At 69.2% G+C, this 24,664-nt stretch carries 32 protein-coding genes; 16 read left to right on the top strand and 16 right to left on the bottom strand.

Annotation, left to right across the window (positions count from 1 at the left end):
• Positions 1–21 precede the first annotated feature (21 nt).
• On the top strand, positions 22–519 hold the full coding sequence (locus G9C83_RS04070) for an NYN domain-containing protein (protein WP_167244829.1): 498 nt from the start codon (positions 22–24) through the stop codon (positions 517–519).
• Here the strand turns inward: G9C83_RS04070 and G9C83_RS04065 are convergent.
• On the bottom strand, positions 516–704 hold the full coding sequence (locus G9C83_RS04065) for a hypothetical protein (protein ID WP_167244828.1): 189 nt from the start codon (positions 702–704) through the stop codon (positions 516–518). The genes G9C83_RS04070 and G9C83_RS04065 overlap by 4 nt on opposite strands.
• A gap of 98 nt (positions 705–802) precedes the next feature.
• On the opposite strand from G9C83_RS04065, the gene G9C83_RS04060 reads away from it, so the two are divergent.
• From G9C83_RS04060 to G9C83_RS04050, 3 genes are all read left to right on the top strand, one after another.
• Entirely contained in the window at positions 803–1,273 is a 471-nt protein-coding gene (locus G9C83_RS04060) for a PUA domain-containing protein (RefSeq protein WP_167244827.1), read from the top strand.
• Between the two features lie 241 nt (positions 1,274–1,514).
• Positions 1,515–1,910 carry a nascent polypeptide-associated complex protein gene (locus tag G9C83_RS04055; RefSeq protein WP_167244826.1) on the top strand — a complete coding sequence of 132 codons (396 nt, stop codon included), beginning with the start codon at positions 1,515–1,517 and terminating at the stop codon, positions 1,908–1,910.
• The gene (locus G9C83_RS04050) at positions 1,907–2,626 is read left to right on the top strand and encodes a tRNA (adenine-N1)-methyltransferase (RefSeq protein ID WP_167244825.1); all 720 of its coding nucleotides are present in this window, start codon (positions 1,907–1,909) and stop codon (positions 2,624–2,626) included. The genes G9C83_RS04055 and G9C83_RS04050 overlap by 4 nt, the downstream gene beginning before the upstream one ends.
• A gap of 309 nt (positions 2,627–2,935) precedes the next feature.
• On the opposite strand, the gene G9C83_RS04045 is transcribed toward G9C83_RS04050, so the two are convergent.
• The 3 genes from G9C83_RS04045 to G9C83_RS04035 are packed head-to-tail and all read right to left on the bottom strand — an operon-like array spanning position 2,936 to position 4,368.
• Complete coding sequence (locus G9C83_RS04045; RefSeq protein ID WP_167244824.1) at positions 2,936–3,250, bottom strand: transcription factor S; 315 nt, start codon at positions 3,248–3,250, stop codon at positions 2,936–2,938.
• A gap of 38 nt (positions 3,251–3,288) precedes the next feature.
• Entirely contained in the window at positions 3,289–3,546 is a 258-nt protein-coding gene (locus tag G9C83_RS04040) for a hypothetical protein (RefSeq protein ID WP_167244823.1), read from the bottom strand.
• Between the two features lie 51 nt (positions 3,547–3,597).
• Entirely contained in the window at positions 3,598–4,368 is a 771-nt protein-coding gene (locus tag G9C83_RS04035; protein ID WP_167244822.1) for an enoyl-CoA hydratase-related protein, read from the bottom strand.
• 79 nt (positions 4,369–4,447) lie between these two features.
• Between G9C83_RS04035 and G9C83_RS04030 the strand changes: the two genes are divergently transcribed.
• Positions 4,448–4,957, top strand: coding sequence for a DUF5797 family protein (locus tag G9C83_RS04030; protein WP_167244821.1), 510 nt, complete (start codon positions 4,448–4,450; stop codon positions 4,955–4,957).
• A gap of 27 nt (positions 4,958–4,984) precedes the next feature.
• On the opposite strand, the gene G9C83_RS04025 is transcribed toward G9C83_RS04030, so the two are convergent.
• Both G9C83_RS04025 and G9C83_RS04020 read right to left on the bottom strand, forming a co-directional pair.
• Positions 4,985–6,001, bottom strand: coding sequence for a DUF5787 family protein (locus G9C83_RS04025; RefSeq protein ID WP_167244820.1), 1,017 nt, complete (start codon positions 5,999–6,001; stop codon positions 4,985–4,987).
• A 99-nt stretch (positions 6,002–6,100) separates the two neighbouring features.
• Positions 6,101–6,532 carry a bis(5'-nucleosyl)-tetraphosphatase gene (locus G9C83_RS04020; RefSeq protein ID WP_167244819.1) on the bottom strand — a complete coding sequence of 144 codons (432 nt, stop codon included), beginning with the start codon at positions 6,530–6,532 and terminating at the stop codon, positions 6,101–6,103.
• Positions 6,533–6,654: 122 nt separating this feature from the next.
• Here G9C83_RS04020 and G9C83_RS04015 point away from each other — a divergent pair, with 122 nt between their 5' ends.
• A complete protein-coding gene (locus tag G9C83_RS04015) occupies positions 6,655–6,987 on the top strand; it encodes an uS10/mL48 family ribosomal protein (protein WP_167244818.1) in 333 nt (110 codons plus the stop codon).
• Between the two features lie 76 nt (positions 6,988–7,063).
• On the opposite strand, the gene G9C83_RS04010 is transcribed toward G9C83_RS04015, so the two are convergent.
• Positions 7,064–7,330 carry a hypothetical protein gene (locus G9C83_RS04010; RefSeq protein WP_167244817.1) on the bottom strand — a complete coding sequence of 89 codons (267 nt, stop codon included), beginning with the start codon at positions 7,328–7,330 and terminating at the stop codon, positions 7,064–7,066.
• Positions 7,327–8,874, bottom strand: a complete 1,548-nt coding sequence (locus G9C83_RS04005; protein WP_167244816.1) for a Na+/H+ antiporter NhaC family protein — start codon at positions 8,872–8,874, stop codon at positions 7,327–7,329. Before G9C83_RS04005 ends, G9C83_RS04010 begins: the two co-directional genes overlap by 4 nt.
• Positions 8,875–8,969: 95 nt before the next feature.
• Here G9C83_RS04005 and G9C83_RS04000 point away from each other — a divergent pair, with 95 nt between their 5' ends.
• Both G9C83_RS04000 and G9C83_RS03995 read left to right on the top strand, forming a co-directional pair.
• Positions 8,970–10,250: an amidohydrolase gene (locus G9C83_RS04000; protein ID WP_167244815.1), complete on the top strand. Its 1,281-nt coding sequence runs from the start codon at positions 8,970–8,972 to the stop codon at positions 10,248–10,250.
• Positions 10,251–10,364: 114 nt separating this feature from the next.
• The gene (locus G9C83_RS03995) at positions 10,365–10,934 is read left to right on the top strand and encodes a plastocyanin/azurin family copper-binding protein (protein WP_167244814.1); all 570 of its coding nucleotides are present in this window, start codon (positions 10,365–10,367) and stop codon (positions 10,932–10,934) included.
• Between the two features lie 15 nt (positions 10,935–10,949).
• Here G9C83_RS03995 and G9C83_RS03990 read toward each other — a convergent pair whose 3' ends face one another.
• Complete coding sequence (locus G9C83_RS03990) at positions 10,950–12,365, bottom strand: geranylgeranyl reductase family protein (protein WP_167244813.1); 1,416 nt, start codon at positions 12,363–12,365, stop codon at positions 10,950–10,952.
• Between the two features lie 108 nt (positions 12,366–12,473).
• Between G9C83_RS03990 and G9C83_RS03985 the strand changes: the two genes are divergently transcribed.
• The gene (locus G9C83_RS03985; RefSeq protein WP_167244812.1) at positions 12,474–12,800 is read left to right on the top strand and encodes a 2Fe-2S iron-sulfur cluster binding domain-containing protein; all 327 of its coding nucleotides are present in this window, start codon (positions 12,474–12,476) and stop codon (positions 12,798–12,800) included.
• 1 nt (position 12,801) lies between these two features.
• On the opposite strand, the gene G9C83_RS03980 is transcribed toward G9C83_RS03985, so the two are convergent.
• Entirely contained in the window at positions 12,802–13,923 is a 1,122-nt protein-coding gene (locus G9C83_RS03980) for a rhodanese-like domain-containing protein (RefSeq protein WP_167244811.1), read from the bottom strand.
• A 60-nt stretch (positions 13,924–13,983) separates the two neighbouring features.
• Here G9C83_RS03980 and G9C83_RS03975 point away from each other — a divergent pair, with 60 nt between their 5' ends.
• Positions 13,984–14,604 carry a rubrerythrin family protein gene (locus tag G9C83_RS03975; protein ID WP_167244810.1) on the top strand — a complete coding sequence of 207 codons (621 nt, stop codon included), beginning with the start codon at positions 13,984–13,986 and terminating at the stop codon, positions 14,602–14,604.
• Position 14,605: 1 nt separating this feature from the next.
• Here G9C83_RS03975 and G9C83_RS03970 read toward each other — a convergent pair whose 3' ends face one another.
• Positions 14,606–15,574 (bottom strand): NDP-sugar synthase, encoded by a 969-nt coding sequence (locus G9C83_RS03970; RefSeq protein WP_167244809.1) that lies wholly within the window; start codon positions 15,572–15,574, stop codon positions 14,606–14,608.
• Between the two features lie 59 nt (positions 15,575–15,633).
• Between G9C83_RS03970 and G9C83_RS03965 the strand changes: the two genes are divergently transcribed.
• Positions 15,634–15,924 carry an ArsR family transcriptional regulator gene (locus G9C83_RS03965; protein ID WP_167244808.1) on the top strand — a complete coding sequence of 97 codons (291 nt, stop codon included), beginning with the start codon at positions 15,634–15,636 and terminating at the stop codon, positions 15,922–15,924.
• Here the strand turns inward: G9C83_RS03965 and G9C83_RS03960 are convergent.
• The 4 genes from G9C83_RS03960 to G9C83_RS03945 form a co-directional block, all read right to left on the bottom strand.
• On the bottom strand, positions 15,921–16,340 hold the full coding sequence (locus tag G9C83_RS03960; RefSeq protein ID WP_167244807.1) for a Rieske 2Fe-2S domain-containing protein: 420 nt from the start codon (positions 16,338–16,340) through the stop codon (positions 15,921–15,923). The genes G9C83_RS03965 and G9C83_RS03960 overlap by 4 nt on opposite strands.
• Positions 16,341–16,563: 223 nt before the next feature.
• Positions 16,564–17,418 (bottom strand): aminotransferase class IV, encoded by an 855-nt coding sequence (locus G9C83_RS03955; RefSeq protein WP_167244806.1) that lies wholly within the window; start codon positions 17,416–17,418, stop codon positions 16,564–16,566.
• A 31-nt stretch (positions 17,419–17,449) separates the two neighbouring features.
• Positions 17,450–18,055 (bottom strand): helix-hairpin-helix domain-containing protein, encoded by a 606-nt coding sequence (locus tag G9C83_RS03950; RefSeq protein WP_167244805.1) that lies wholly within the window; start codon positions 18,053–18,055, stop codon positions 17,450–17,452.
• A gap of 40 nt (positions 18,056–18,095) precedes the next feature.
• Positions 18,096–18,899 (bottom strand): shikimate dehydrogenase, encoded by an 804-nt coding sequence (locus G9C83_RS03945; RefSeq protein ID WP_167244804.1) that lies wholly within the window; start codon positions 18,897–18,899, stop codon positions 18,096–18,098.
• A gap of 78 nt (positions 18,900–18,977) precedes the next feature.
• On the opposite strand from G9C83_RS03945, the gene G9C83_RS03940 reads away from it, so the two are divergent.
• The 4 genes from G9C83_RS03940 (at position 18,978) to ftsZ (ending at position 23,934) form a co-directional block, all read left to right on the top strand.
• A complete protein-coding gene (locus tag G9C83_RS03940; protein ID WP_167244803.1) occupies positions 18,978–19,934 on the top strand; it encodes a calcium/sodium antiporter in 957 nt (318 codons plus the stop codon).
• Positions 19,935–20,000: 66 nt separating this feature from the next.
• Positions 20,001–21,329, top strand: a complete 1,329-nt coding sequence (locus tag G9C83_RS03935; protein WP_167245679.1) for a sodium:calcium antiporter — start codon at positions 20,001–20,003, stop codon at positions 21,327–21,329.
• Positions 21,330–21,384: 55 nt separating this feature from the next.
• The gene (locus tag G9C83_RS03930) at positions 21,385–22,740 is read left to right on the top strand and encodes a D-aminoacyl-tRNA deacylase (RefSeq protein ID WP_167244802.1); all 1,356 of its coding nucleotides are present in this window, start codon (positions 21,385–21,387) and stop codon (positions 22,738–22,740) included.
• Between the two features lie 27 nt (positions 22,741–22,767).
• On the top strand, positions 22,768–23,934 hold the full coding sequence (gene ftsZ / locus G9C83_RS03925) for a cell division protein FtsZ (RefSeq protein WP_167244801.1): 1,167 nt from the start codon (positions 22,768–22,770) through the stop codon (positions 23,932–23,934).
• Positions 23,935–24,108: 174 nt separating this feature from the next.
• Here the strand turns inward: ftsZ and G9C83_RS03920 are convergent, their stop codons facing one another.
• Positions 24,109–24,393 carry an amphi-Trp domain-containing protein gene (locus G9C83_RS03920; RefSeq protein ID WP_167244800.1) on the bottom strand — a complete coding sequence of 95 codons (285 nt, stop codon included), beginning with the start codon at positions 24,391–24,393 and terminating at the stop codon, positions 24,109–24,111.
• 97 nt (positions 24,394–24,490) lie between these two features.
• On the opposite strand from G9C83_RS03920, the gene G9C83_RS03915 reads away from it, so the two are divergent.
• On the top strand, positions 24,491–24,664 hold the full coding sequence (locus G9C83_RS03915) for a protein translocase SEC61 complex subunit gamma (RefSeq protein ID WP_167244799.1): 174 nt from the start codon (positions 24,491–24,493) through the stop codon (positions 24,662–24,664).

The following is a 24,664-nucleotide window of genomic DNA, read 5'->3' as shown; positions in this document are numbered from 1 at the left end:
GGACGGGTGCATACGGCCGGTATGGCTCCCATCCACGCGGGGCAGCGAGTCGCCGTACTGGCCGACTCGCAGAACCTCTACCACTCCGCGCAGAGCGTCTACTCCCGGAACATCGACTACTCCGCGCTCCTCGAGAAGGCCGTCCAGGACCGCGAACTCACGCGAGCCATCGCGTACGTCATCCGCGCACAGGCCGAGGACGAGGACAGCTTCTTCGAGGCGCTGCGGGACATCGGCTTCGAGGCGAAGATCAAGGACATCAAGACGTTCGGCGACGGCTCGAAGAAGGCCGACTGGGACGTCGGCATGAGTCTCGACGCGGTCACGCTCGCCGACCACGTCGACACCGTCGTGCTCTGCACGGGCGACGGCGACTTCTCCCGGCTCTGCAACCACCTCCGCCACGAGGGCGTCCGCGTCGAAGTGATGGCGTTCGAGGAGTCGACCGCCGACGAGCTCATCGCGGTCGCAGACGCGTTCGTCGACCTCAGCGAGCGAGAGGAGACGTTCCTGCTCTAAACCATCCGGCCGTCGGTGCCCGTCGACCCCATCAGCAGCGCGCCCGCCGCCAGCAGCGTCGTCGCGACCGCCGGCGCGACGAGCAGCAGCGTGGTCCCAGTGGGATTCAGACTCACCCACACCAGCAGCACGGTGCCGAGCGCGAGCAGCACCGCCGACGCACCGATTTTCGTAGTGTCACTCATGCGTCCGAGTTTCGGCCCGGTCCACATAAACGCATCCACTTCCCGGACGCCGACGGCGACCCGAAGTGGCTTTAGGCCGGCCGGCCGACCGTCGACGCATGCAGGACGCGGACGTGGACTCGCTGCGAGCCGTCGCCGACTACCAGTTCGGCGCCGGCGCGGGCGCGGCGCTGTTCCCGCCCGAGGAGCGATTCGAGGTCGAACGGTCGACGACGGGCCGCCCACAGCAGGTCGCCCGCGACGACGGCGCCCGCCTCGTCTCGGTCGGAATGGACGGCCGCTTCACGCTCGGCGCGGCGGGCGGCCGCCGGCTCGTCGACGACCTCGCACACCCCGCGGCGCGCGTGGTCGTCGGCGACGACAGCGAGCCGTTCGTCCGCGAGGAGAAGAACGTCTTCGCGAAGTTCGTCCAGACCGTCGACCCGGACGTCCGCGCCGGCGACGAGGTCGCGGTCGTCCACGAGCGCGGCGCGCTGCTCGCGGTCGGCCGCGCGGAGCTCGACGCCGGGTCGATGCTCGATTTCGACACCGGGATGGCCGTGATGGTTCGCGAAGGCGTCGAGAAGTAGTTCCCCGGACGAGCGGCGCGAGTCCGGGCCGAGGAGCGTCCGGAGGGAGTGACGCTGGCTTTTGGCCGAGCTTTTGCCAGCGAGAGAGCGGCGCGACCGAGCGCAGCAAAAGGTCGTTTGACACCGGGATGGCCGTGATGGTTCGCGAAGGCGCCGAGAAGTGACAGGGGACCGACATCCGAACCCGTCCTCCGTCTTCGCGTTCGCCATCCTTTTCACCTCGCAACGCGACTCTCTGCGCATGTTTGGCGGAGGCGGCATGAACCCACGGAAGATGGAACAGATGATGAAACAGATGGGCATCGACGTCGACGAGATCGACGCCACCGAGGTCGTCATCAAGCAGGCCGACGGCGACGAGCTCGTCTTCGACGACCCGGACGTCACGAAGATGGACGCCCGCGGTCAGGAGACCTACCAGATCATCGGCGAGCCCGAGACCCGCGAGAGCGCGGACGACACGCCGGCCGTCGAGTCCGGCGACGACGCCGGTAGCGAGGACGACGGCGACGACGGAATCCCGCAGGACGACGTCGACCTCGTCGTGCAGCGAGCGGGCGTCAGCGAGGACGAAGCTCGCGAAGCGCTCGAAGCGAACGACGGCGACCTCGCCGCGGCCATCGCCGACCTGGAGTGATTCTGCTCGTCCGCGAGGACCGGGAATTCCTCGCCGCACCCGGGGACGAAGTCCACACCGACCTCGGCGTCATCGACGTGCCGGAGTCCGTCGACGCCGGCGACACCGTCGAGACCCACCTCGGGGAGCCGTTCACGGTCCGCGAGCTACGCGGCCCGGACCTGTTCAACCACCTCGACCGGACGGGTGCGCCGATGATGCCGAAGGACATCGGGCTGGTCGTCGGCCACACGGGCGCGTCGGCGGGCGACCGCGTGCTCGACGCGGGCACGGGCACCGGGGTGCTCGCCGCCTACCTCGGTCGGCTCGGCGCGGACGTGGTGACCTACGAGCGCGACGCCGAGTTCGCGGAGGTCGCCCGGGACAACATGGAGCTCGCGGAGGTTGCCGATACCGTGGACGTCCGCACGGGCGACGTCACGGACCATCTCGGCGACCTCTCCGGATTCGACCTGTTGACGCTGGACACGGAGAACGCGCCCGAAGTCGTCGAGCACGCCGACGACTTGCTCGTCTCAGGTGGGTACGCCGCGGTGTACTCGCCGTTCGTCGAGAACGCCCGCGACGCCACGCTCGCCGCCGAGGAGGCGGGGCTGACGAACGTGGAGACCATCGAGACGATTCAGCGCGAGATGGACCTCGACGAGCGCGGCTCGCGGCCGTCGACGGCGGGCGTCGGCCACACCGGCTACCTGCTGTTCGCGCGGAACCCCTAGCTGTCCGGCGGCTCTCCTTCGGGGACGGCTCGCCGCCTCGCCGCATCCACCGTCCCGCAGTCGATCACTGCATAGCCCCGGCTGGTCGCGTCCTCGTGCTGGTCGCGTCCTCGTATTTGAATGTCCGCGTACACAGAGGCCCATTAGCCGGTAACGAGCATCCGCGAGCGCCGCAGGCGCGAGCGGTTCACTGCCGGAGCGGGGCGCAGCCCCGCGGAGGCAGGTCTTTTTAGCGTAGCTTTTTGCGCCGAGCGGTGCCCGCAGCGAACGAAGTGAGCGAGGACACCCGAGGCGGAAAAAGGTCCGTCTCTAGTTGTCGTCTTCGCGCCAGCGGTGTTCGCACTCGGTGCAGATGAAGAAGCGCGTCTCGGACTCGTCGGCGGACCGAATCTGCTGCATGTACCAGTGTGCGCGGTCGTTCTCGCAGTTCGGGCAGACGACCTCGGTAGTCGGGAGGCCGCGGTCTTGGGCGTCGCTGACGTCGACGATCTCGGTCTCCTCCTGGCCCTCGGTGACGACGTAGGAGGCGTCGGGGTCCTTCGGCTGTTTGTTCCCGCAGCTCCCGCAGACCCAGAGGCCGTCCTCGGCTTTCATCATCGAGCCGCACTCGTCGCAGAACTCCATACCGTGTGCAGACCGCCCTGTCAGTTAAGCCCCTTGTTTCACCCGTCGCCCTCGGATTGGCCGGGTTCGCCGACAGCCTCGGTGGGGAGGTTGTTGTAGATGGCGGCTTCGAGGTCGTCGGAGTCGACGAACACGTCCTCGGTCACGCGCCCGACGACGTCGCCGAGGCGTTCTTCGCCGTCCGCGTACCGGAGGACGACGTCGTCGAACTCCGCGAGCACGTCCTCTCGGGTCGCGGGGTAGGACAGCGAGCCGAGTTCTTCGTGGAGCTCGTTGAGCTTCACTTCGTTTACCATGGTGTGAGGTAACAAGCCTAACGCCCTAACTGTTGTCCCCGCAACGGGCCGTCACTCGAAGTCGGGGTCGCGGTCTTCGAGGAACGCGGCCATCCCCTCCCGCTGGTCGTGGCTGCCGAACAGCCCCGCCCACGTCCGGCGCTCGTAGTCGAGGCCCGCGTCGAGGGGCGTCTCGTGGCTCTGGTTGATAGCGTCCTTGGCGGCGCGGAGCGCGGTCCGGGACTTGGCCGCGAGGTCGGCGGCGAGGGACGCGACGTGGTCGTCGAGTTCGTCGTGGGCGACGACGTCGCCGACGATACCCTCCTCGTGAGCGTCGGTGGCGTCGAGGCGGTCGCCGAAGTAGATGAGCCGGCGCGCGGTCTCGTCGTCGACGAGCCGCGGGAGCCGCTGGGTCGCGCCCCAGCCCGGGATGATGCCGAGGTCGATTTCGGTCTGCCCGAGGACGGCGGTCTCGCTGGCGACGCGGAGGTCGCAGGCGAGCGCGAGCTCCATCCCGCCGCCGAACGCGTAGCCGTTGATGGCGGCGACGACGGGCGCGGGGAACGACTCGATGGCGTCCGCGAGGTCGTGGCCGAGCTCGGCGTACTCGTGGGCTTCCTGAGAATCCATCTCGGCCATGTAGGAGATGTCCGCGCCCGCGACGAACGCGTCGTCGCCGGCGCCCGTGAGCACGAGCACGCGGGCCTCCTCGGCTTCGGCCTCGTCGACGGCGTCGTGGAGCGCCTGGAGCGTCTCGACGTTGAGCGCGTTCAGGCTCTCCGGGCGGTCGACGGTGATGGTCGCGACGTCGTCCTCGATGTCGAAGCGGACCGTGTCTGCCATGCCCTGACGGACGCGGACCGAGCCAATAATTGCCGGGGTCTTCGCAAGCCCGAAATACCGCCGCGGAGTACCGACGCGCATGACCCTCTCCGAGGCGGACCGCGAGCGGCTGGCGGACATCGTGGAGCTCCAGCCGACGAAAAACGGCGTGCTGCAGGATCGCTGGGACATGGACAGCGGCAGCGACGTCCACCAGTACCTCGAGTCGGAGCTGCGGGACTACTACTACCGCGACGAGAACAGCCTGATTCGCGCGACCGCCGAGGCCGCCGAGATCGTCGGGATGGCGCCCGAGAGCGGGGAGGCGCCCGCGGTCCACATGTCGGAGAACGAGCGCCGCGTGTTCGCGGTCATCGCGGGCCCCGACGAGCGCGCCGAGAGCGTGGTGTCCGTGCTGCACGCGGTCCGCGACGAGTTCGACGCGGACGTGGCGGCCGCGGACGTCCGGCGCGCGCTCCAGACGCTCAAGCGCAAGGGCATCGTCACCGTCGAGCACCGCACCGTCCCGACGTACAAGCTCGCGGTCGCCCGCGACGAAGTGAACGTCGCGGAGCCCGAGGACGACCAGGGAGCCGCCTCGGAAGCCTGACGCAGTCCGTTTCTCGGAGAGTTCGAACTACCGCTGTCGCTGCCGGCGCTCGTCCAGAACGCGTCGAATCGCCGCCCCCGGTCCGCCTTCGATCGGCCAGTCGCGCTGCCGCCACGTCGGCGGCTCGGGCTCGTACTCCGGACACGACCCCGAGCACTCCGCGGCAGTCTGCTCGCGGCCTTTCGCGGTGCAGAACGGGACGTAGCCGTGTTCTTCCGGCTGGACCGCGAAGTGCCGGCAGTCCGGCCGCATCGTGTCGAGGTACGACCGCCAGCCGCGCTCGTACGCTCGCTCGGCGATTTCGAGGCGCTTACCGGCCTTCCAGTCGGCGTCGACGTACTCGAAGCTCGCGGGCGAGTTGTCGAACTCGCTGTCCGACGGGCGCTCCGTGATGCGGGTGCCAGTAGAGCGAGTATCGAGCGACCGCGGGTGCCACGCGACGTCGGCCTCGCCGTCCACGACGGTGAGGATCCCGGCCTCGACGGGCATCTCCGCGAACAGCGCGCGCTCGACGCCGTGCTCGTCCGTCGATTCGGTCGCGAGCCACACCTCGTCGGCGAGCCCCAGCGCGACATCGCGCTCCAGTTGACCGGCGAGCGCGTCCGCCGCGGAGGCGTCGAGGTCGGGCTTGTTCTCGACGGCGACGATGCGCTCGACCCAGTCCGGGTACGGCCACTTCCGGCGGAGCTCGATCTTGTTCCCGTCCCGCCGCGTGTCGACGATCCCGCGGTCGGCGGCCTCGTGAATCGCCTCGCGGACGTACCGCCACGGGTAGCCCGGGTGCGGGAGCGCGTCCCGGTAGAACGCCCAGTCTTCCGGTGCGTTGCTGACGACGTGCAGGAGGTCCGAGTTCAGTCGTTCGGCGCCGAAGTTCGCGCGCGCTGCGAGCGCGTCGGGGTCGACCTCCACGACGACGGTGTCCCAGCGCCGCCGCTTCGTGCCCAGCTGGCGTGCGACGATACAGGGGCGCTCGCCGTCCGGGTGCCAGTGGCGCTCCGCCCACGCGCAGACGCGGAGCTCGAACGCGAACTCGGAGTCGACCACGAGAGGGGTGAGGCCGCTCGCCCTCCTACGTCTTTCGCTGCTGCGGTCGGGAGAGGAGCGTCGCTACGCGGCGGAGAACAGCGACCGGTGGGAGGCCGGTCAGGCTTCTTCGAGCTGCTGGTCGATGAAGTCGTGGGCGTCCCGCAGGATGTCCCGCGGGCCGTCCTGAGTGATCGTGTTGATGGCCTGCTCGTAGTCGCGCCACTGCAGGTCCGAGTGCTCGTTCGACAGTTCCGCGCTCGCCTCGAAGGACTTCGCGACGAACAGGTGGACCGTCTTGTGGATGCGAGTGCCGTTGGCCTCGAACACGTAGTCGTAGTCGTCACGGAAACCGTCGATGAGGCGGAAATCCTCGATGCCGGCTTCCTCCTGTACTTCTCGTATCGCCGTCTGCTGGAGCTCTTCGTCCCCCTCCACGCCGCCCTTCGGGAATTCCCAGTCCCCGGGCCGGCTCTTCAGGAGGAGGTATTCGCGCCGGTCCCGCGTGTCGCGGAACAGTATCGCTCCGGCGCTGGTCGCTTCGACCGTCATTACCATCAGATAGAAGACCGCCAGTTAAGAGAATGTCGGAGTGGGGAGCCCTGGCACACGCCAGCCGCCCAAACACACGATTTTTCACGGTGGAGCGCTTGCGTTCGTACGACAACCCAGCCATGACCTTCGTCACAAAACTCTCTCTGAAGAGCGGCGACCGCACCGCCCTCGACAGCGTCGTCTCCGACATCAAGGAGACGTGCCGTCGGAAGGGCGCGGAGATGAAAGGCCCGCACTCGGACAGCCCCGACGAACAGTCCGTCCCCTTGTACCGCTGTCTCGGCGGCCGCGACGACGAGAAGGCGGGAACGTGGAACTACACGGTCTACCGACGGCGAATCGAACTCCACGGCCACGACGACCTCGCCCGCGACATCATGGAGCGGAACTTCCCGGACAGCGTTCACGTCGAAGCCGAACTCGAACAGGTCAAGCCGCTGGGCTCCTCGTAGCCTCGCTCTCTTCGGTTCTCCCGCTCTCGTCTCAACGTCCGCGTGGTTCGCGAAAAACAGGTAGCGGCGGGCGCGCTCAGAACGCGCTCTCGCCGACGGTTTCGAGGTACTCGGCCTCGCCGACGTGTTCGTCGTCGTCGAAGGACGTCACGCGCAACAGCACGCGCTTGTCGACGAGCGCCGGGTCCGCGTCGGGCAGCCGGAGCTTCGTGTCGCCGACGCGAGCGACCGCCGTGCCGGCTTCGACGCCCGTCACGAAGACGGATATCTCGTCGCCCTCCTGGAAGGACGGCGTCTTGGTGCGGAACGACCAGCCCTTCGTGTACTTCTCGAGGAGGCTCATGCGCGAGCCACCTCCTCTGCCTCGCGGTCGCTAGTGTACTCCAGCCCGAACCCGGTGAGCGCCGCCAGCAGGAACACGGTGACGAGCAGCCAGCCGTGGAAGACGAACGGCACGACGTCGATGGGGCTGACGACCATCGACTGCTCGAACCACTCGTACTCGCCGGGGAGCGTCTGGAGCGTGGCGTAGCCGACGAGCACGCCGCCCGACCACGGGAAGATGTAGCCGAGCGCTGACGTGTTCGCGTCGAGGATGTTCGCGCGCCGGTAGCCGTTGATGTTGAAGCGCTCGCCGAGCCGCGCGATGTACGGCGCGATCGCGATCTCGGCGGCGGTGTTGATGGTGATCATGGAGTTGACGAACGCGGTGCCCAGCACCATCGTCGTCTCGGCGCGGCGCACGGAGGTCGCGACCGAGTTCAGCAGCCAGTCCTGGATGGCGCGGAAGCCCCCGCCGCGGATCATGATCTGGGCGCCGGCGACGATGAGCAGAGTGAGCACGATGAGCGGGAAGAACCCCTGCGCGCCGGCGTAGAGGCTGCCGGCGACGCCGGTCTCGCCGGCCGGCACGAGCTCGACGAACGGCAGGAACGCGAGGTTCTGGGCGATGCCGAGGTCCTCGCTCGCCTGGAAGACGAGCATGTCGGAGAACTCCGCGAGCCCGAACACGAGGTTGAGGACGAACGCGACGACGATGCCCCACGAGATCGCCTCGACGATGTGGCGGCCGGCGACCGCGGTGCCGATGACGGCCGCCATCGAGAGGAGGTGGAGCAGGCCGAGCGGCTCGGCACTCGACACGAGAATCTCGCGGGCGTCCCCGGCGATGTCGAGCCCCGTGAGCGCGGAGCCGGCCACGAGGTAGCCGACGAACGCCAGTACCGCGGCGACGATGGCGTACTTGAACCGGGAGGCGACGACGCCACCGATGTCGGCGTCCTGGGTGACGGCGCTCACGATGGTTGTGTCGCTGACGGGCGCGAGGTTGTCCCCGAAGACCGCCCCGGAGAGGATGGCGCCGAACAGCAACGCGGGGTTCGCGCCGAGCAGCACGCCAGCCGGGAAGAACAGCGCGCTGAACGCGACCGTGGTACCGTAGCCGGTGCCGATGCCGGTCGCGAGCAGCCCGGCGAGGATGAACGTCACCGCCGGGAACAGGGAGGCGCCGACGCCCGCAGCGTCGGCCGCCCAGACGAGTCCGGAGACGAACTCGCCCGTCTGGATGGTGTTCGCGAACATGCCCGCCCACAGCCACGCGACGACCGCGGTCGCGGCGACTTTGCGCGTCATGCCTTCGAAGATAGTGTTCGCGTAGCCCGTCCACGAGCCCTTCACGAGGAAGAGCCCGAGGATGAGTGCGACGAGCATCCCCACGACGAGCCCGGTGGTGGCCCCGATTCGGAGGACGCCGCTCTGTACGATCGCCCAGACGACGAAGAAGACGAGCGGGAACGCGCTCGCCAGCTTGCCGCCGTAGAACTCGATGGCGGGTTCGCCGTCGTCTTCGAAGTCGTCAGCGAACCCGTCTGTCTGGTCGGTGCTCATGCTGATACGGTTGCCAATTTCTGCCTACGTTGAAATAGCTTGCTGGCCTGTGCCGGACTCGCACATTTAAGCGGTGGCCGAACGGCAAGTGAGACATGGACCACACGGACCGCGAGACGCTCGTCGACCTGCGACGAGACCTCCACCGTCACCCCGAGCCGGCGTGGTGCGAGTTCTACACGACCGCGCGCATCGTCGAGGAGTGCCGACGCGTCGGGGTCGACGAACTACACGTCGGCCGCGACGCCATCGATCCGGACGCCCGCATGGCGGTCCCGGACGACGCCGAGCTCGCGGACTGGTTCGAGCGCGCCCGAGAAGACGGCGCCGACCCCGACGTCCTCGAACGGCTCGAGGGCGGGCACACCGGCGCCGTCGCAGTGCTCGAACGCGGCGAGGGACCGACCGTCGCGCTGCGCGTGGACATCGACGCGCTCCACATCACCGAGTCCGAGGACGACGACCACCACCCCGCGGGCGAGGGATTCCGCTCTGAGCACGAGGGCCAGATGCACGCCTGCGGCCACGACGGCCACGCCGCCATCGGCGTCGGCGTCCTCGAAGCCGTCGCGGACAGCGACTTCGCGGGCACGTTCAAAGTCGTCTTCCAGCCCGCAGAGGAGCGCGTCGGCGGCGGGAAGGCCGTCGCGGACAGCGGCCACCTCGACGACGTCGACTACCTCTACGCGGTCCACCTCGGGCTCGACCACCCCACGGGGGAGGTGGTCGCGGGCATCGACGGCTTCCTCGCGGTCAGCCACCTGCTCGCGGAGTTCGACGGCGAGCCCGCACACGCCGGCGCTCACCCCGAAGAGGGCCGGAACGCGGTGCAGGCGATGGCGACGGCCGTCCAGAACCTCTACGCGATTCCGCGCCACGACGGCGGCGCGACGCGGGTGAACGCCGGGCGCGCCGGCGGCGGCACCGCGACGAACATCATCCCCGAGGACGCGTTCGTGGAGGGCGAGGTGCGCGGCGAGACTACCGAACTGATGCGCTACATGAAAGAGAAGGCCGACCGCGTGCTGCGGTCGGCGGCGGAGATGCACGACTGCGAGGTCGAACTCTCCACGGAAGGCGAGGCACCGAGCGCCACCAGCGACGACGAACTCCGGGACGCGTTCGCCGCGGAAGCCGCGGACGTGGCTGGCGTCGACACCGTCACGGAGCGCGACGACCTCGGCGGCAGCGAGGACGCCACGTTCCTGATGAAGCGCGTACAGGAGCAGGGCGGCCTGGCGTGTTACGTCTGCGTCGGCACCGACCACCCCGGCGGCCACCACACGGCCACGTTCGACGTCGACGAGCGGTCGCTGGAGATCGGCGTGGAGAGCCTCACGGAAGCGATTTCGCGGGTCGCGCGGGAGCGACCGTAGGTCACGCTACCGACTGCGGGGTTCATTGCTCGCTACCCGCCACCTGGAGTTACGGCGGACCCACCTATTGAAAACCTGAGAAAACGTCTTGTGGGCGACCGCAGAACAATCTGCATGGACAGTGAAGTGTCACGGCGGGGCTTCCTCGCGACAGTGGCCGCCGCGGCCGGCGCGACAGCAGCCGGAGAAGCCGCCGCTCAAGACGAGACGACGACGATAGACATGACCGACGACCTGGTCTTCGCGCCGGATTCGGAGGGCGTCGAACCCGGGACGACGGTCGTCTGGGAGAACGTGGGGTCGATCGGACACTCCGTCACCGCCTACGAGGACGACATCCCCGAGGACGCTGAGTTCTTCGCGAGCGGCGGCCTGGAGTCCGAGGAGGCCGCCCGGGAGGCGTACCCCGAGCAGGGGGACGTCGCCGGCGGCGAGTCGTACGAGCACACGTTCGACGTGGAGGGAACCTACGAGTACTTCTGCATCCCACACGAGTCCGTCGGCATGGTCGCCACCCTCGAAGTCACGCCCGATGCCGGCGAACAGGAGGGGTACGTCCCGGCGCTCCCGGCGACGGCCAAACAGCTGGCGGTCTGGGCGGTGACCGCGCTCCTCGGCATTCTCGGGTTCACGTGGGCGGTGCTGAAGTACGGCGGCGACTACGGCGAAGGCGGCGAGGAGTAGCGCTGCGCCGGCGGCTCAGTACTTCGGCTCGGCGCCCGTGACCTCGTAGACGTCGTCCATGATGGCGTCGCGCTCGGCCTGCCAGTCGGCGAGCGCGGCCGGGCTGGACGGGTAGTCCTCGTAGTGCTCCAGGAGGCGGTCGGCCTGCTGTTTGGTCTGGTAGAACTCCCAGATGTTCGACCAGTAGCCGAACGACTTCAGCGCCGTCACGACCTTCAGACGGAGGCTGAACTCCGTGCTGCCGCCGTACAGCGCCTCCGCGAGCTTCTCGCCGGGGAGCGCCGCGAGCAGCCCCATCAGGTCGTCGACGTCCACCGCGGTCGAGAGGATGTTGTACACGTCCAGCGCGGCGTAGCGCGCGCCGAAGTGGTCCATCACGCGCTCGTTGTACTCCCAGAGCACGTCCTCGGAGACGTCCCCGGACTCGATGGCGTCGATGGCCGCCTCCGCGGCGTACTTGCCGGCGTACGCCGCGCCAGCGATGCCGCCGCCGGTCGTCGGGTTGACGTGCGCCGCGGCGTCGCCGACCGCGATGTAGCCGGGCGCCGTCGCGGAGTCGTACGGCCGCCGCGTCGGCAGCGCCGCGCCGAGCTTGTCCTTCACTTCGCCGCCCTCGAACTCCTCGCGCTGGCGGAGGTCCTGCTTCAGGTCGTCGACCAGTTCCATCGGCTCCTCGTTCATCTGGAAGCCCAGCCCCGCGTTGATCTCCGTGCTCGTCCGCGGGAAGTACCAGAGGTAGCCCGCCGCTCGCTCGGTGGGCTTGAACACGAGCGCGTCGTCCCACTCGACCTCCTCGGGGACGTCGACGATTTCGCGGTACGCCGAGCAGAACTGCGAGTACGAGACGTTCGTGTCGAAGGTCGCCTCCGAGAAGTCGGTCTTGTCCTGCAGAATCGAGAGCGACCCCGCGGCGTCGATGACGACGTCCGCGTCGAACTCGTGGGCGGTGCCCTTCCGCGTGCCCTTCACGCCCGTGACGGTACCGTCGTCGTCCTGGAGGATGTCCTGCACGACGACGTTGTAGAAGAAGTCGGCGCCGGCGTCCTCCGTGGCGTCGATGATGCAGCGGCCGTACTCCCAGCGGTCGATGACCGCCAGCTCCCCGGGGACGGGAATCTCCAGGACGGTGTCCTCCTGGGGAATCTCGAAGCGGCCGTGGTCGACGCCCGTGTTCGTGAACGCGGGTTCGAGGCGCTCCTTCGGGATGGCCTCGGGGAACGCGTCCGCGCCCTTGAGGGCGTCACCGCACGCGATGTGGCCGGCCTCCTCCGCGGACTTCCGCTCGACGACCGCGACGTCGTAGCCGGCGTTCGCCGCCGTCGCGGCCGTGTAACAGCCCGCAGTGCCGGCCCCGACGACGGCGATGTCCCCAGACCACGTCTGGGGAGTCGACTCGCTGTGCGAGTCGGTATCGGACTCGTGGGTTGTCATACACCCGCGTTCGTAGCCGCGAGGAAAACTCTTTACGTCCGAATCTGTCCGCTCGGCGAGGACACGGGCGAAGGAAGAGTTTTACCCGTTCTCCTGCAACCGCCAGCTATGACCGAGTACACCGTCGAGTTCGTCGGGACCGGTGAGGAGATTCGGGTCTCCGACAAGGAGACCATCCTGTCGGCCTGCCTCGAGGAGGGCATCGCGCAGGAGTACTCCTGCCGCGTCGGCATGTGTCTGGCGTGCTCCGCGAAAATCGAGGAGGGCGACGTCACCCAGCCCGCGGCCCGCGGCCTCACCGAGGAAGAGGCCGAGAACTACGCGCTCACCTGCATGGCGCGCCCGCAGTCCGACCTCAAGCTCGACCGCGGGAAGTACCCGCCGAGCATCGAGGAGGACGCCGCTGCGGGCGCCGCCGCCGCGGACGACGACTGAGTCACGTCGAGGACACCGCGCAGTTGTTCGGCCCGCGCTCCAGCTCCAGCGTCTCCTCTCCTAACTCCTGCTCGCCGAGGTTCGCCGACACGATCTCCTCGTAGTTCGCCGGCCGCGGCGGCAGGTCCGTCGTGAGCCGCTGTACGAACGCCTCCCGCGAGAGGTCGGCGAACTCCAGCGAGTCGCGGACGTCACCGAGGTCGCGAGCGAAGCCGTCCCCCGCGATCCGTGTCGTCGCCTCGACGTGCCCCGGGAGCACCGCGGTCTCCGCCGAGAATGAGAGAATCACGTCGTGGAGCGTGTCGTACTGCCGGCCCGCGAGCTCGCGGGCGCGGTCTTCGGCTTCGAGGTCCGGGCGGCCGACGCCGTCGAGGAACAGGCAGTCCGCGGTGAGCAGCCGGTCGCCCCACTCCAGCACGACGAGTTCGGTCGTGTGGCCGGGCGCGTGGTGGACGACGACCTCCCGGTCGCCGACCGAGAGCGAGTCGCCGTCTTCGACGAGCGTCGCGTCGTAGTGGAGGCCGCGCTCGGTCGCGCCCGCGGGCAGCACGCGCTCCGCGCCGGTCTCGTCGGCGAGCGCGCGGACTCCCGAGAGGTGGTCGGCGTGGACGTGCGTGTCGACGGCGTACTCGATGCTGGCCTCGCGGTCGGCGGCGTCTACCACATAGCGCTCGCTCGCGGCGGCGAGTGGGTCCACGATTGCTGCCTCGTCGCCGTCCGCGAGCAGGTAGGACAGACAGCCCGACGACGGGCGCTCGTACTGCACGACGCTACCGCCGAGGTCGCGGGCGACCACGAGGTCCGCCCACGCCTCCATCCCGCCGTCGAGGTTCACGGCGTCGACCCCCTCCTCGCGGAGCGCCTCGGCAGCCTCCCCGCTGGCCTCACCGACTGCACAGACCGCCACGACCGGCTCGTCGAGGTCGTCTGGGAGGAGGTCGGCGGCGTTCCCGGAGGCCTGCGCGGCCGCAAACTGCATGTACGGCACGTGGGCCGCGGTTACGTCCGGGCCGTCGACGTGCCACGCCTCGAACTCGTCGCGGTCGCGGACGTCCAGCACGGAGACGCCCCCGCTCCGGATGCGGTCGTACAGTTCCCGCGGCGTGATTGATGGCGAGGTCACGACCGGCCGTACGGTCTCGCGTGGCAAAAGCTCACGTGCGAAGCGCGCGAATCGCAGTGTATGGACGACGACTTCCGGGCGACCGTCGAGGCCGACGCGGCGACCGAACTCGACCGCCTCGGCTCCTCGAAGCGCCTCGTCGCCCTCACGGACGCCACGCTCGACGACGAGACGGTGCTGCGCGCGGCGGCCGCCAGCGAGGCCGCGGCAGCCGACGTGTTCGAGGCCTGGGCGGAGAGCGCGTCCGGGGACGCAGCCGAGGCGTTCGGCACGTTCGCGAAGCGCGAGCGCGACCACTACGACCGCGTCACCGCAGAATTCGGCGACGACGTGGACGCGGACCCGGGCGCCGTCCACGACCACCTGCGCGAGCTGGAGGACCCAGTGGAGCGCGCGGGTGCGGTCGTCGGCCGCGGGCTCGTCGCCGACCGCACGCTCGCGCAGTTCGTGAGCTACTTCGTGAATCAGGCCGACGAGGGCCGCGCGGACCTGTTCCGCGCTCTCCGGGCGGAGACTGACGAGGACACCGAGGCCGCAGTCGGACTGCTCGGCGACGTCGCCGACGGTGACGACGACTGGGAGCGCGCGAGCGCGGCGGCTGTAGAGGTCGTAGACGTCGCCTACGAGGAGTACGTCGACGCCCTAGAAGGAATGGGCATCAACGCGAAGTCGATTTGTTAGGCTACTGCCCGTTCGAGATCGTGGTGTGCGCGCCGATGAGCGCGCCCGCGAAGTCGATGTTCTCCAGGCGCGTCTGCTCGTCGATGATGGAGTCCCGGACGTCGCAGTCCCGCAGCGTCGCGTTCGGGAAGATGATGGAGTTGTCGACGCTGGAGTTCCGGAGGTCGGCGTCGCCCATCACGTGGACGTTCTCGCCGATGGTCGTGTTCTCGACCGTGGCGTCGTCGCTGATGAGGTTGTCGCCGTCGAGCTTCCACTGGACGGCGTCGAGGTACGACTCCGGCGTGCCGATGTCGAACCACGCGCCCTCGAAGGTGAACGCGTGGACGGACTGGCGGGCCTGCAGCCACTGCATGAACCAGCCGGGCTCGTCGGGGTTCTCGCCCTCCGCGAGGTAGGTGTCGAGGTCGGGCAGCGTCTCCCGGGGGAACGCGTAGCACGCGATGGAGACGAGCGTGCTCTTGGGCTCGTCGGGCTTCTCCTGGAAGTCGACGACCTCGTCGCCGTCGAGGTCGACCAGGCCGTAGGACTTCGCGCGCTCGTAGCTCCCGACGTCGTAGGCCGCCAGCGCGGGCGTCCCCTTCGCCTCGAAGAAGTCCACGAACTCCGCGATGTCGAAGCTGATGAGGTTGTCCCCGGCGACCACGACGAGGTCGTCGTCGACGTTCTCGCGGTCGACGAGCTGTGCGAGCGCGCCGACGACGCCGAACTTCTCGTCCTCCTCGGATGTGTCTTCGACGGTGAGCGTCGGCTTCTCGAACTCGCTGTCCGCGAGGTACGCCTCGAAGTCATCCGCGAAGCGCTCGTTCGTGGAGACGAACACCTCGTCGATGCGGTCGTCGGCTTCCAGGTCCGCGAAGATCTCGTCGATGACGGTAGAGTCGCCGACCGGGAGGAACATCTTCGGCCGGTGCTTCGTGATGGGCCACAGACGCGTCGCGTACCCTCCGGCGAGGACGACGGCTTTCATACGTCGATAGTCTTCAGGGTTCGATAAGTCCTTTTTCATCGGGGAACGCACGGTGGGGTATGGACGACCAGACCACCCGCGAGCGTATCCTCGACACGCTCCGCGACCGCCCGGAGACGCCCAGCGGCCTCGCCGAGGCGTTCGACGTCTCCCGTGGGACGGCACTGACCCACGTCCGACACCTCTCGAAGAGCCTCGACGGCACCGGCGAGGAACTGCTCGTGAAGCCGCCGGAGTGCCGAAACTGTGGGTTCGACGGCTTCGACGACCCCGTGAACGTGCCGTCGCGGTGTCCCGAATGTAAGAACGAGGGCATCGAGGAGCCCGCGTTCGTCGTCGAGAACGTCTAGAAGCCGAGGCGCGAGCCCGGCGACGTCGAGAGGTCCACGGGGTCGTCCTCGTCGGCGCCCGTTCGCACGAACTCGTAGTCGCCGTCCGCGAGGTAGACGTCGCCGTCGCGGACCGCGACCTCGACGCGGTCGAGCTGCGCGCCCTCGCAGGGGCCGTGCGTGCAGACCCCGGAGTCCTTCTCGAACGTCGCCGCGTGCTTCCGGCAGACCACGTCGCCGTTCCGCACGGGCGCGCCGTCGCCGGTGTCGAGTTTCACGTCCGTCCAGTGCATGCAGTAGTTCAGGAACGACGTGACGGTGCCGTCCGAGAGCTGCAGCAGGATGGCCTCGCGCTCGTCGCCGTCGTCGGCGAGCGTGTACAGCAGCGTCCCGTCCGTCGGCACCTCGTCGACAGCGGCGATGCGCTCGTCTCCCATCGGCACCGCGTATTCGGCGCGCGGATTTGAGCGTGCCGGAATCCGCGGATGTTCACGCACGAGCATCCGCGAGCGCCGCGAGGCGCGAGCGGTTCACTCGCGGCGAAGCCGCGAGGCCGACGACCGACTAACGCGGGCGAAGCCCGCGGCTGGAGGGAGGAGTGCTTTTTCCGCAAGTTTTGCCAGCGAGCGGACGGAGGCCGCGAGCGCAGCAAAAAGTGCGTTAGTAGTGCCGCTGCTCGACTTCCTCGGCGAACGCGCGGGCGAGCCGCGCGCCGACCTTGCACGTCGAGTAGGTAGTGTCGTCGTACTCGGAGACGGGCCGGACCTCCCACGTGGTGTTCGTGAGGAAGAGTTCGTCGGCGGCGCGGAGGTCCTGGGGCGTGTAGTGGCCTTCCTCGACGGTGATTCCGATGTCCTCGGCGAGCTCGACGACCGCCCAGCGCGTGATGCCGGGGTTGACCGGGAGGTCCAGACTGGGCGTGTGGACGACGCCGTCATCGACGAAGAAGACGTTGCTCGTGGCGCCGCCCGTGACACGGCCCTCGCTGTCGAGGAGAATCGCCTCGTCGGCGTCCCCGGCGTCGATGCGCGCGAGGACGCCGTTGAGGTAGTTGTTCGTCTTCGCGACGGCGGGGAGCGCGTCGTCGGCGACGCGCTCGACGGCGACGGTCGCGGCGGACGCTGGCGACCGCCACGCGCGCTCGCCCCCGACGCCGCCGCGCGGGAGTTCGTCTGCGACGACGACGACGGTCGGGTCGACGTCGTCGCCGGGCGCGAACGACCCGGACTGGTCGCCGCGGGTCACGGTCAGGCGGACGGAGGCGTTCGCGAGGTCGTTCGCGGCGAGCGTCGCGTGGACGCGGCCACGGAGGTCGCGGTCCGAGAGCGCGTGGTCGATACCGAGCGCATCACAGGACGCACGGAGGCGGCTGGCGTGGGCGGCCCACGCGAACACCTGTCCGCCGTACGCGCGCAGCGTCTCGAAGGCGGCGTCGCCGTACTGGAACCCGCGGTTGCGGACGCTCACCGTCGCGTCCTCAGCGGCCACGAGCTCGCCGTCTACGTGGTACTGCACGTCTCGACGGCGGACCGGGCACCTGTGCCCATCACTCGTAGTCCTGGGCGGTCTCCACCCAGCGGCCGACGCGCTTCGGCGAGAGGTCGACGCGCTCGGCGAGGTCCTCGACGTCGGCCGCGGCGAGCTCCGCGACCGTGTCGACGCCCGCGTCCGAGAGCCGGTCGGCGTACGCCGGCCCGATGCCCTTCAGGACGGTGACGGAGTCGCCCTCGACGGCGTCGGAGCCGTCGTCGTCCGGGCCCGCGGCCTCGGCCGGCTCGGCGGCGCGCGTCGAGTCGTCCGTGTGGTCCTCGTCGACCAGCGACTCCGTCGAGGCGCTGGCGTCCGTTTCGGTCGCGACCGGCTCGTCGTCGCCACCGGCCGCCTCATCCGCGGTTTCCTCGTCTTCGCTCTCCTCGTCCTCGGACTCGCCGGCCGGCTCGTCTTCCGGCTCGGATTCCCACTCGGTCTCCGCGGAGTCCGTCTCGTCGCCCGTCGCCTCGGGCGTCGAGTCGACTTCCTCGTCCGGTTCCTTGACGGCTCGCTCGGACTCGGCCGACGGCTCGCGCTCGACGGTCACGTCCACCCCACTACCGGCGGAGTTGCCCTCATCCTCCATCCCGAGTAGCGATTTGAGTGTCGAGAGTAGTCCCATTGGGTGGCTATATTCCCCCACTTCACTTAAAGCCGCCCGCTCAGAGGGACGCCCGGAGCGCGTCGTTCATCGCGTCCACGGGCGCGTCTCGGCCCGTCCAGAGCTCGAAGGCGGCGACACCCTGGAACAGCAGCATCCACGCGCCGTCGATGGTCGTCGCACCCGCGGCGTCGGCGTCCCGGAGCAGCCGCGTCTCCAGCGGCGCGTAGACGGCGTCGAGGACCGCGAGGTCGGCGTGGAGCGCGTCTGCCGGGACGGGCGAAACGTCTTCTTCCATCCCCACGCTGGTCGCGTTCACCAGCACGTCGGCGTCCGCGAGCAGCTCCGGGAGCGCGTCCAGCGAGTGCGCGGACGCCGCCGGTCCGACGTCCGCCGCGAGCGATTCCGCCGTCGAGACAGTTCGATTCGCGATGCTGACGTCGGCGTCCGCGTCGGCGAGCGCGAACGACGCCGCGCGACCCGCGCCGCCGGCGCCCACGACGACGGCGTCCCGTTCGGCTAGCGGGACGTCGTGGTGGGCGAACGAGCGGCGCACGCCCTCCGTGTCGGTGTTGTGTCCAGTGATCGTGTCACCCGAGAAGTCGATCGTGTTCACGGCGCCGATGCGGGCCGCGAGGTCGTCCGGCTCGACGACGTCGAGGACGGCCTGCTTGAACGGGATGGTGACGTTCAGGCCGGCGACGCCGAGCGCGTCCGCGCCCTCGACGGCAGCCTCGATATCGCCGCGGTCCGGCTCGAACGTGACGTACCGGGCGTCCAGTCCGAGGTCGTCGTACGCGGCCTCGTGCATCGGCGGCGACAGCGAGTGTTCGACCGGGTTCCCGACGAGTCCGAATACCTGCACGCCTCCACAAACTCCGGCGTCGCTTATAACTGGTTCTCACTCCGAACGGTTTTAGCCGGCGAGCGCCGACGGCGCGATATGGCCGGCACACTCCTCGCCGACGGCGCGACACTGCTCGTCGGCATCCTGCTGCTCTACGTCGGCGCCGAACTCCTCGTCGCCGCGGCGTCTACGCTCGCGCTCTCCCACGGTGTGAAGGCCGCGACGGTCGGGGTCACTATCGTCGCGTTCGCCACCACTGCCCCCGAGCTGTTCGTCTCCGCGACCGGCGCGCTCACCGCCTCCGACGGCATCGCGCTCGGGAACATCGTCGGGTCGAACATCGCCAACATCGGCCTCGTGCTCGGCGCCTCGGCGGTCGTCCGGCCGATGCGGGTCGACGACAAGACCCTCTACCAGCACGGGCCGTTCATGTTCGCCGCGGCTGTCCTGCTCGTCGCGCTCGGCCTCGACGGCACCCTCGCCGCGTTCGACGGCGCCGTCCTGCTCGCGCTGCTCGCCGCGTTCACGGGCTACCTCTACTACAAGTCCAAACAGGAGGACGACGTCGCGCTCCCAGAGGACGTCGAGATGGGCGACGATGCCGCGAACGCCACCGCCCGGGACTACCTGATTCTCGTCGGCTCTATCGTTCTGCTGCTCGTGGGGTCGCGGGCGCTCATCCTCGGCGGCCGCGGCGTCCTGCAGGCATGGGGCTTCGGCGACCTCTTCATCGGCCTCACCGTCATCGCGTTCGGCACGTCCGTTCCCGAGTTGGCGACCTCGCTGGTGAGCGCGGTCCGCGGCGAGAGCCAGTTCTCCATCGGGAACGTCGTCGGGTCGAACATCTACAACGTGCTCGCGGTCATCGGCGTCGTCGCCGTCATCGTCCCCATCTCGGTGACGCCGGCGACGGTCAGCTACGAGTTCCCCGTGATGCTCGCGTTCACCGTCGCCGCGCTCGCCATCATGGGCCTCGGCGAGCGCATCACGCGAATCGAGGGCGGGGCGCTGCTCGCCGGCTACGTCGGCTTCCTCTACTTCCTGCTGCCGTAGCCGACCCCCGCGCGTTCCGGGACTACCACAAGCGTTAGGGAGCGCATCGCGGTCACTGTACGTATGTTGCGAGAGCAGTTGCGGCACCCGCTGGCGGCGCTGGTGGTGGCAGCGCTGCTGACCGCACCGTGGGTCGTCGTCTTCGCGACCGGTGGCCCGGACGCGTACGGGCTCGGCGAGATGACGACCGTCGCGGTCAGCGGCGTCGCCGTCCTCGGCGCGTCGTTCCTCCTCGCGTGGGGGGCCGAGACCGCCGAGAAGGACGTGCCGCCGGCGTTCGCCATCGCGGTGCTCGCGGTGCTCGCGGTCGCGCCCGAGTACGCCGTCGACGCGCTGTACGCCTGGACCGCCGGCGCGAACGTCGGCACGGCCCGGGGCGCCGAGGCCGCGAACCTCGCGGTCGCGAACATGACGGGCGCGAACCGCATCCTCATCGGCATCGGGTGGTCCGGGGTCGCGCTGTTCACCGTCTACAAGGCGCGCTCGTCGCGCGACCCCGCCGTCGACCAGCGCGGCGGCCTCCGCAGCGTCGTCAACCTCGACCCCGCCATCGCCACCGAAGTCACGTTCCTGCTCGCGGCGACCACGTACGCGTTCCTCGTGCCGTTCCGCGGCGGCATCGACGTCCTCGACACCGTCGTGCTCGTCGGGCTGTTCGCCACCTACATCGCCATCATCATCCGCGGCGACGTCTCCCACGACACCGACCACGTCGGCGTCCCCGGGTACCTCCAGGAGCTAGGGAAGGCCGCCCGCGTCGCCACCGTCCTCTTCCTGTTCGCGTTCTCCGGCGCGGTCATCTACACCGCCGTCCACCCGTTCGCGCACGGCCTGGAAGTCATCGGCGAGAACGCCGGCATCCCGCCGTTCTTCATGATTCAGTGGATCGCGCCGCTGGCCTCCGAGAGCCCGGAGCTCATCGTCGTCGTCTACCTCGTGAACAAGGCGCGTTCGACCGCGGGTTTCAACGCGCTCATCTCCTCGAAGCTCAACCAGTGGACGCTGCTCATCGGCACGCTCGCGGTCGTCTACAGCATCGCGTCGGGGAGCATCGGTACGCTCCCGTTCGACGAGAAGCAGGCCGTCGAGATCTGGATCACCGCCGCGCAGAGCCTCTTCGCCATCGCCATCCTCTCGAACCTCCGCATCACCGTCTGGGAGGCCGTGACGCTGCTCGTGCTGTTCCTCACGCAGGTGTTCGCCGAGTTCGCCATCATCCGGACGGTCGCCGAGCCGCGCGCGACCGAGCTCAGCATCCTCGTGCTGTACGCGTACACCGCGGTCTACCTCGCGCTCGCTGCCGTCCTCCTCGTGAAGCGCCGCGAGGCGGTCGCCCGGCTCCTCCGGGCCACCGTGCAGGCCGCGCGCTCGGCGTTCGGCGCGAGCGCGGACTGACGGGAACTCGGCGGGGAACGGCAGTCGTTTTAGGAGCCGCGGCGTAGGCCCGGCCGTGATTGGAATCGTCGTGAGCCGGGCCGACAGCGCGTCCGAACACATCGGCGAGCACCTGCTCGACCTCGGCGACTTCGAGGAGGTTGGCGGCGGTGTCTACCGCGCTGACGGCTTCGAGCTCCGGGAGTTCGACGAGCTCCACATCGACATCGAGGACCCCGCGGCGGCGTTCGACGACCCCGACTACGTGGTCGTCGTCTCGCGGCACGCCGGCGACACCGGCGCGCTGCTGACCGCCCACCACACCGGGAACTTCGGCGACGCCGAGTACGGCGGCGAGGACCGCTCGCTGGCCGAGACGTGCCCGAACGCCCACCGGGACGTCGTCGCGGCGCTCCGCGAGCACGCCCCCGAGGGCTACGACGTCGGCATGGAGTGCACGCACCACGGCCCGACCGAGGTGAGCGCGCCGTCGATGTTCGTGGAACTCGGCAGCGGCGACGAGCAGTGGGACGACCCGGAGGGCGCCCGAGCGGTCGCGGAAGCGGTCCTCGACCTGCGCGGCGTCGGCGCCCGCTCTGACCGCGCACTCGTCGCGTTCGGCGGCGGGCACTACGCGCCCCGCCCCACTCGCATCGTCGAGGAGACCGGCTGGGGCGTCGGCCACGTCGCCGCCGACTGGTGTCTCGACGACCTCGGCGACCCCGAAGCCCACCGAGACGTCGTCCGGCGGATATTCGACGCGAGCGGCGCCGAGCACGCGGTCGTCGACGGCGACGAGCCTGCCGTCGAGCGCGTCGTCGCCGAGTTGGGTTACCGCGTCGTCAGCGAGACGTGGGTCCGCGAGAGCGACGGCGTCCTCCTCGACCTCGTCGACAGTCTCGAACGCGACGTCCGGCAGGTCGACGATGGCCTGCGGTTCGGCGAGCGAGCCGCGGGGTACGACGACGGCTACGCGGTCGTCGACCTGCCCGCCGGCCTGCTCGACGCCGTCCACGCGACCGACGCAGAGGCAGCCGTGAACGCCGCCCACGAGACGGCGCTCGCGTACGCCACCGAGGAGAACGGCAACCGACTCGCCGGCCCCGCCGCGTTCGCCGACGACGCCGCCTACGACGCGTTCCTCGACCGCGTCGTGGGAGTCCTCGAACGCGACTACGACGTCGGCCGCGAGAACGGCACACTCACCGCCACGCAGGAGGCCTTCGACCCCGCGGCCGCCAGCGACCTCGGCGTCCCCGAAGGGCCGAAGTTCGGCAAACTCGCGTCCGGGGAACCGGTGACCGTCGACGGCGCCGAAGTCGAACCGGGCGACGTCACCCGCACCGAGACCGCGACCATTTCGGTCGGGTTCCGCGAGCGGACGCGCGAGCGCGTCTGCCGCCCGTCCGACGCGGAGGGGAAAGGTAATTAAGCCTCACACGCTACCCGTTACCCAACAATGGACTCGATTGTGCAGGACGCCATCGACGAGGCCGAGGACGAGGACTCGGCCTCGGAAGCAGGTGACGTCCCGTCAGAGGGGTCGTCCGCCAGCGTCCCCACCGGGGAGATGACCGACGACGAGCTCGAAGACGTGCTCCAGGAGCTCCAGACGAGCATCACCGTCGTCGGCTGCGGCGGCGCGGGGTCGAACACCATCAACCGCATGTTCGAGGAGGGCATCCACGGCGCGTCGCTGGTCGCCGCCAACACCGACGTCCAGCACCTCGTCGACATCGAGGCCGACACCAAGATTCTCATGGGCCAGCAGAAGACCCAGGGCCGCGGCGCCGGCTCGCTCCCACAGGTCGGCGAGGAAGCCGCCCTCGAATCCCAGGACGAGATCCGGGACTCCATCGAGGGCTCGGACATGGTGTTCGTCACCGCCGGCCTCGGCGGCGGTACCGGCACCGGCTCCGCGCCCGTCGTCGCGAAGGCCGCCCGCGAAGCCGGCGCGCTCACCATCGCCATCGTCACCACGCCGTTCACCGCGGAAGGCGAAGTCCGCCGCACCAACGCCGAAGCCGGCCTCGAACGCCTCCGCGACGTCGCCGACACCGTCATCGTCGTCCCCAACGACCGCCTCCTCGACTCCGTCGGCAAGCTCCCCGTCCGCGAGGCCTTCAAGGTCTCCGACGAAGTTCTCATGCGCTCGGTCAAGGGCATCACGGAGCTCATCACCAAGCCCGGCCTCGTCAACCTCGACTTCGCCGACGTTCGCACCGTCATGGAGAAGGGTGGCGTCGCCATGATCGGCCTCGGCGAAGCCGACTCCGACGCCAAAGCCGCCGACTCCGTCAAGAGCGCGCTGCGCTCCCCGCTGCTCGACGTCGACATCTCCTCGGCGAACTCCGCGCTCGTCAACGTCACCGGCGGCCCCGACATGAGCATCGAGGAGGCCGAAGGCGTCGTCGAGCAGCTCTACGACCGCATCGACCCCGACGCCCGCATCATCTGGGGCACCAGCATCGACGAGGAACTCGACGGCGAGATGCGCACCATGGTCGTCGTCACCGGCGTCGACTCCCCCCAGATCTACGGCCGCGGCGACGACCCCGAACCCGAACCCGCCCCGGAGCCCGACGGCGGCGACTCCGAAATCGACGACATCGACTACGTGGAATAGTACCTTTTTCCGCCTCGGGTGCGCTCGCTTCGCTCGCCCACCGCTCGGCGCAAAAAGCTACGCTAAAAAGACCCGCCTCCGCGGGGCTCCGCCCCGCTCCGGCGGTGAACAGCCCGGCTTCGCCGCGCTGATGCGCTCCGCTCCGCACGGCTTTCCGCGGCTTCACCACTTCCCCTACTCGATTTCCAGTTCGCCGCTCTCGGATTCAGTTTCGCCGTCCTCCGGCCACTCCAGTTCGAACTCGACGCTCAGCTCTTTCGGGCCGCCTTCGGGGCCTTCGCGTTCGGCCTTCACCTCGAACGTCGAGTGCGTCGGCGGGTCGAGAGACAACGAGTCGCCGTCCGATTTCAGCGTGATTCCCTCGCCGGATTCGAGGTTGTCCGCGACGGTGCGCAGATAGGCGGCGATCTCCTCGCGGCTCCGGTCGCTCTCGGACTCGAAGATGACTTCTTCGGGCATGTACGTAGAGATACGCCCGAGAGAACGATAAAGGAGGGGGCCGCTCGCGCGGCCCGGCATCAATAGATAAAAGAGCGCTCGCCGAGTGTACGCGAGTATGGACGTTCCCCTAGAGCTTTCCGCATACACGCGCGTGCTCCGGCTGGCGAGCACGCCGTCGTGGGAGGAGTTCTCCCAGATTGCGAAGATCGCCGGCGCCGGCATCCTGCTGGTCGGCCTGCTCGGTTTCGTCATCTTCCTGCTGATGGAAGTCGTCACCTCGGTGATCTAA

This window comes from Halobacterium sp. R2-5, assembly GCF_011734195.1.
In the GTDB taxonomy this organism is placed as follows: Archaea; Halobacteriota; Halobacteria; order Halobacteriales; family Halobacteriaceae; genus Halobacterium.
The sequence above is the reverse complement of the archived record's forward strand: the minus strand, read 5'-3'. Positions and strand labels throughout refer to the sequence as shown.